The 574-nt window shown below is 68.5% G+C and carries 1 pseudogene; it reads right to left on the bottom strand.

Annotated elements, in window-relative coordinates:
• Window positions 1-574: pseudogene (gene tnpC, locus CKO28_RS28785) on the bottom strand (IS66 family transposase); the annotation flags it as partial.

Genomic DNA, 574 nt, shown 5'->3' on the forward strand with positions numbered 1-574 from the left:
TCCGCTGCAGCACGTCGGCGAGGTAGGTCAACGGGTCGAGGTCGTTGAGCTTGGCCGTCTGGATCAGCGAGGCCAGGATCGCCCAGGTTTCCGCCCCGCCCTCGGACCCCGCGAACAGACTATTGCGTCTGCCAAGGGCCACCGGCCGCATTTGCTGTTCCACCGTGTTGCTGTCCACCTCGATGCGCCCGTCGGTGAGGAACGCGCACAACCCGTCCCAGTGCCCGAGGGTGTAGCGGATCGCCTTGGCCAGAGCGGACTGCTGCGAGATCTCGCCGAGCCGGGCCATCAGCCAAGCCTTGAGGTCGGCCATGCGCGGCGCGCTCTCCGCCTGCCGGACGGCCAGCCGCTCGGCCGCCGTCGTCCCGCGGACCCGCGCCTCGATGGCGTAGATCTCCAGCGATCCGGCGCAGCGCCTCCTGCGCGATCGGCGAGCCGGTCGTGAGTTGCACCTTGTGAAACTTCCGGCGGGCGTGGGCCAGACAGTAGGCGAGCGTGATCGGCAGGGCCTCACGGTCGGCCAGCTGGCCGTAACCCTGATAGCCATCGACTTGCAGGATGCCGGTAAAGCTCT

This window comes from Rhodovibrio sodomensis (genome assembly GCF_016583645.1).
Taxonomy (GTDB): domain Bacteria; phylum Pseudomonadota; class Alphaproteobacteria; order Kiloniellales; family Rhodovibrionaceae; genus Rhodovibrio; species Rhodovibrio sodomensis.